This is a genomic window from Nitrosomonas sp. Nm33 (assembly GCF_900107265.1).
In the GTDB taxonomy this organism is placed as follows: Bacteria; Pseudomonadota; Gammaproteobacteria; order Burkholderiales; family Nitrosomonadaceae; genus Nitrosomonas.
In genome coordinates, this window is record NZ_FNPJ01000109.1 from 1 (window position 1) to 5331 (window position 5331).

At 44.4% G+C, this 5331-nt stretch carries 4 protein-coding genes; 3 read left to right on the forward strand and 1 reads right to left on the reverse strand.

Going from position 1 to position 5331, the window contains the following annotated elements; translation table 11 throughout:
- The first annotated feature begins 433 nt into the window (after positions 1 to 433).
- Together BLV54_RS14255 and BLV54_RS14260 are read left to right on the forward strand one after the other, a co-directional pair.
- The gene (locus BLV54_RS14255; RefSeq protein ID WP_090572273.1) at positions 434 to 1738 is read left to right on the forward strand and encodes a hypothetical protein; all 1305 of its coding nucleotides are present in this window, start codon (positions 434 to 436) and stop codon (positions 1736 to 1738) included.
- A gap of 214 nt (positions 1739 to 1952) precedes the next feature.
- The gene (locus BLV54_RS14260) at positions 1953 to 2978 is read left to right on the forward strand and encodes a cytochrome-c peroxidase (RefSeq protein ID WP_090572274.1); all 1026 of its coding nucleotides are present in this window, start codon (positions 1953 to 1955) and stop codon (positions 2976 to 2978) included.
- Between the two features lie 13 nt (positions 2979 to 2991).
- Here the strand turns inward: BLV54_RS14260 and BLV54_RS16280 are convergent, their stop codons facing one another.
- Positions 2992 to 3168, reverse strand: a complete 177-nt coding sequence (locus BLV54_RS16280) for a hypothetical protein (protein WP_176969794.1) — start codon at positions 3166 to 3168, stop codon at positions 2992 to 2994.
- 271 nt (positions 3169 to 3439) lie between these two features.
- Between BLV54_RS16280 and BLV54_RS14275 the strand changes: the two genes are divergently transcribed.
- Positions 3440 to 5071 (forward strand): transposase, encoded by a 1632-nt coding sequence (locus BLV54_RS14275; protein WP_090572277.1) that lies wholly within the window; start codon positions 3440 to 3442, stop codon positions 5069 to 5071.
- The last annotated feature ends 260 nt before the right edge of the window (positions 5072 to 5331 follow it).

Genomic DNA, 5331 nt, shown 5'->3' on the forward strand with positions numbered 1-5331 from the left:
TCTGACTCCTCTAATGATGAAACTCTTTTCCAAATTCGCTTCATCATAAGGAATTCAGATTCCTTTTACTTCTTTTCTTATGTCGAACTCACGTTATTTTAGTAATTCTAATTCTTATCAAGAATATAGGTATATTGAAAATGTGCAATCAATCTAGCGTATTTTCATTACACTGAGAGCCTTAAATCAGTTAATGCCGCTACTAAGTCATCGATCTTATTGATCCAGTCAGCTTGTGCGGGAAACCATTTTTAAAAAAATATTAGGAGCTCAGGTCGAATGGTGTCGATCCTTCCTCATATTGAACCAATAGATCAGAGCTAACTAGTCTGTTTTCTATAAGAGTATTGGCATAATAAGACATTGCTGATTGCGTCGTTTCTGAGTTGCTTGCAAAATGCGAAATTTGAATCGATAGCCGTGCGCATTGCTCATGAAACAACTAATTTACCGTTTACCATTGTGTGTCCTACTTATTTTTACCCTTTCCAGTTGTTTGTCGCCTATTACGCTCAACCGCGCAGTAATGGCGTATGATGAAGCGGTTGTCAACGCAGATGCCAAGCAATTATTAGTTAACATTGCCCGGGCTCGACATCATCAACCCCTTCATTTCACCCGAGTATCGGCTATTGCAGCTACTTTCGATTTTAGGGCGAATGCGGGTGCTACTCCTGCGTTAACGGGTAATCAGGGCGGCATGCTGGTACCAATATTTGGCGGTAGTGTTTCTGAAAACCCTACTTTCAGTATTGATCCGATCGCGGGTGAAGAATTTACTCAACGACTCCTTACACCGTTTAGTCAACATAAGCTTACTCTGTTACTTCGACAGCACTTTGATGTTGATCTTATGCTGCGGATGCTGGTGCAGGAAGTAACGTTGCAGAATTCAGAGCAGCCGATTACCCTTAATACTGAGGGACGGGATAGTCATCGTCGCTTTCCTCCTGCTATCCAGCTTACCGAGGAGCAAGAGCAGCACCCTCGCCTCCGGCAACAAAGATATTTTCAAGAGATTACTTATTATAACAGCCCATCGGATAGTGATGGCTACGAGATGTTCCGTCGCGTAGTGCTCCATCTCTCAGCCATTCAGGATCAGAAGCAGCTGTATGCAGAGCCGTTGACATTTGAGCGTAGCTGGACTATCCCTGCGAGCGCCGTTTCAGCAGAAGGTTTTCAGTCTTTACAAAAAGAATTTACTGTTCGCTACAATCAGGAGGAGGGTACGTATACGCTTAGCAAGCAAGTGCTGGGACCTGTTCTTATTACTAACTATGATCCTGATACTCTGCGTTTTGACGAAGCTGAAGATTTGTATGATTTGATCAATCCTGGGATGGATAACGATGTTATCTTTGATATCCGCCCAGGCTATATTGGTGGAGAATGGCCTCTCAGAGGTTTTTTCCGGTTAAGAAGCTTTCATGCGATTCTCAATTTTCTCAGTCACTCGCTAGAGGAAGAACCGGAGTATCATGTAGAAAAAGATCCGCGCACCCCTCCTGTTGCCAGAGATGAAAATCCTATTAATACCATGAAGATTTTCGTATCAAATAAACCGATTACAAATACCGAGTTATCAGTTCGCTCGCATGGTCAGTATTATGCAATAAATACTGAAGGGCCGGATGCGCATTGGAATCAAAATGCGTTCCAATTGCTTTATATTCTGTTTCAATTGACTGTTACTGATGCAAAATCTGTCGCTTTGCCTATTACCATTGCCAAATGATCATTTTGACCAGGTGATTTGAACGTGCTTATTTGTAAGAAGTGTAAGAAATACAGGTTGGGTATACAATGAAAAAACCGGCCTTAGCACTGAGTCGAATAAGTGATGACGCAATGTTTAATGATTTTTCTTGGATCGTTAGAAATAAGCTGATCACTTACTTGTTCAATAATGAAGGCTGATATCTCACCAACTCATATTCAATGGAGACCGTATGAAATTGATTTTATTTCTGGCACTAATCCTAAGTACTCATGTATATGCTCAAGATAGTCATCAGCATCATCATGGTGGAACACACAATGGCGATCACCATGGGGGTATGTATAGCCATGATCATGGTCAGAAGGTGGATGCAATCACACTCAAGCTGTTCTTTGAGCCACTGCCTGACTCAATTATCGATGAGAAAAAAAATGCGGCTTTAATCAAACTCGGCCGTATTCTTTATATGGATCCGAGGCTTTCAGTCAATGACAAGATTGCATGTAACTCCTGTCATTTGCTTAATAAGTTTGGTGTAGATAATGAACCGACCTCGCCAGGTCATGAAGGTAAACGCGGCGGCAGAAATGCTCCAACTACCCTTAATGCAGCGCTACATATTGCCCAATTCTGGGATGGGCGCGCGAAGGATGTGGAAGAGCAGGCGCTTGGCCCTATCTTGAATCCAATTGAAATGGGCATGCCGAGTGAAGCATCTGTTATCAATAAATTAAAGAAAATCGATGAATATAAAGAACTTTTCCCACAAGCTTTTAAAGACGAGAAGGAACCATTCCAATACAAAAATGTTGGTAAGGCAATTGGTGCGTTTGAGCGCACACTCCTGACACCCTCCCGCTTCGATGATTTTCTCAAGGGTAACGAAAATGCACTGAAAGAGGATGAAAAAAGAGGTCTGAAAAAATTCATCGATATGGGATGTGTCCATTGTCACAATGGCGTAACGATTGGAGGGAATTCCTTCAAGAGATTAGGCCTTGTCGAGCCCTATGAAACGAAAGATATGGGGCGCTATGAAGTGACCGGGATCGAGATTGACAAGAAAGTATTTAAAGTACCCAGTCTTAGAAATATCACCAAAACAGGCCCCTACTTCCATGATGGCTCTGTTAAAACACTGGATCAAGCGATTCGGGAAATGGCAGAACATCAACTCGGTCAAGAAGTTGATGATGAGTTTGTCAAAGATGTGAAAGCATTCTTGGGATCATTGACAGCTCAGGATATGGAGTAAGATCAAAAATACTTTACAAGCTAATAGAATGATATAGGTATTGGGGATAAGGTAAGGCGCAGTACTTTCCTATACCCCCAAAACCGTAAGATCCACTACCTTTCCAGGTTTGTTTATCCTTGTCAGTTTGTGTAGTACGTTGATCAAACGGAAGTTGATTGACTTCAGGTGGTGCGGCTGTGATGCGCATAAATCCCTCACCTAGAATCAGGTTCCTCAAAGACTTGATCAAGTTTTCTGTAATTTAAGTCCTTCTGCTATCAGTACTGCATTATTGAGTAAAAAATCAGCAAGGAAGAAAGTTTTTGTGACATCTGAATGATACCTTTCACTGAGCATTTTTTGCTTTGTGCCCCATGGGTGTTCATGTATTTTTATCCTATTTTCCTCAGTTAAACCTATAAAAATAGCCGTAAATGTAGTACTGTAAAGGTTTTGCGGTTGAATGAAGGAATCACCCAATGGGTGAAAAAGATTTTGAGGAAAAAGGAGTGGTAAAGGCGGTAGACAGCGCTTTGCAGAAGATGGGGCAAGCTGCACAGGAGTTGTGCTTGTCTACCCCTGGTGGTCGATTTCATGTACGCTGGGATGAAAACGGAAGTGCTACAGCCATGGGTCAATTGGCATTTTTTGCCGAGTTCTTGGAAGTTACCGGATTATTTTCCCGCTGGGCGGATGGGTGTTCTCTTACCTACACCAGTCCAAATGTACCTAAGGTGGTTGATATACTGGGCACATGGTTGTTGTCGATTCTGGATGGGCAGCGGCGTTATGCGCACATAGCCGGGCTACGTGGCGATGAAGTTGCACCTGAGATACCTGGTATGGGCAAGATTGTCAGCGATGAGAGCTTACGCCGTGCGCTGAGTGCGCTTGCACCCGGCTTACCCAAACGTTGTGTTGGAGCACAACGTGCTGCCTGCCTGGCCCAGGTAATGAAGAGCGCGATCTGGATGGACACAGCGCTAAGTGAGAGTACTCGTGAGGCCTTGAGTACTGCTTGGATTCTTGACGCTGATACCAGCGTCAAGCTGTTGTATGGCCGCCAAATAGGTGCTGAGATTGGCTACAATCCCAGGAAGCCAGGGCAACCAAGCCACACTCTGCATACTTACTGGATCAGCAATGTTCGGCTGGTGCTTGATGTTGAAGTGCAAAACGGTAAATCCCATGCTCCCAAACATAGCCTACCCCGTCTGCGGCAGCTGATCGAAGGGCTTGCTCCTGAAAAGCGTCCCACGCTGGTGCGTGGTGACAACGCTTTTGGCAACGAAGGAGTGATGGCTGAAATGGAAGAGATTGATCAGCGTTATTTGTTCAAGCTTCGCCAGACTGATGGGATTAGGCGTTTGATCGAGCGGAAATGGCAGCAAAATCAGTGGCAGAATGTAGGGCAAGGCTTTTATACAGTGGAGGACGAGCTCCGATTGGCAGGCTGGAGTCGCGCGCGACGAGTAGTGGTGCTGCGACGCCAGGTCAAAGGCAATCTGGCAGCCGAGGTGAACTCTGATGCTCAACAGAGAACGCTGCACTTCGTTGACCATTCAGACAAGATTAAACTCTGGGAACATACTGTACTGGTTACCAATGCGGACTACTCCCTAGAAGCTTTTGGTCGGCTATACCGCGATCGAGCAGATTGTGAAAATGGCTTTGATGAATTGAAGAATCAATGGGGCTGGGATGGTTATACCACCCATGACCTGGAACGCTGCAATCTCTCAGTACGGGCAGTCGCACTGATCTACAATTGGTGGAGTGGGTATGTTCGCCTGGCACACCCCAGAACGCACCTGGAAGCAATTACGAGTCGCCCTATGCTGCCAAGCGGTGTTGCTCGCCTGACTCGGCATGCAGGTCAATCTCGTCTATTGCTGACGTTGGCTCATGAAGCCGGGAATCAGATCAAAGCAATGATCTCCAATATCCGCAACGGTCTTGACTCAATTCTGGCAAATGCGCCTCAGTTGTCAAAAATGGAGCGATGGCCTACTTTGGTACACTACATTGTCAACAAAATTATTGCTGCCAGATCAGAAAATCCTCCAGTTCTCAATTCGCCAACTTTTCATTTGGCTTCCAGCTCGGGTTAAAAGAGGAATTTAGGTTTATTGCTCTTTCTGCAAGATAATTTCTAATTCCATTTCTAAATAAATAATACGACAAGGAGAAACTAACAAGTCAGGTTTAATTTAGAAGCTGTTTGGAAACTCCTGCTCTAGGTTAATCGCCTCGACATAATACGGGTCATAGCGATGTGATATGTGTTGTCAAATATGGAGTCCATATGATTAAGCTGCGAGTTGATTTGCATAGTATCGCTGTGTAAATTCTGCTGGCGATAGGTAACCTG

Coding starts and splice junctions, on each gene's coding strand:
- BLV54_RS14255 (WP_090572273.1), top strand. CDS start 434: ATGAAACAACTAATTTACCGTTTACCATTGTGTGTCCTACTTATTTTT.
- BLV54_RS14260 (WP_090572274.1), top strand. CDS start 1,953: ATGAAATTGATTTTATTTCTGGCACTAATCCTAAGTACTCATGTATAT.
- BLV54_RS16280 (WP_176969794.1), bottom strand. CDS start 3,168: ATGCGCATCACAGCCGCACCACCTGAAGTCAATCAACTTCCGTTTGAT.
- BLV54_RS14275 (WP_090572277.1), top strand. CDS start 3,440: ATGGGTGAAAAAGATTTTGAGGAAAAAGGAGTGGTAAAGGCGGTAGAC.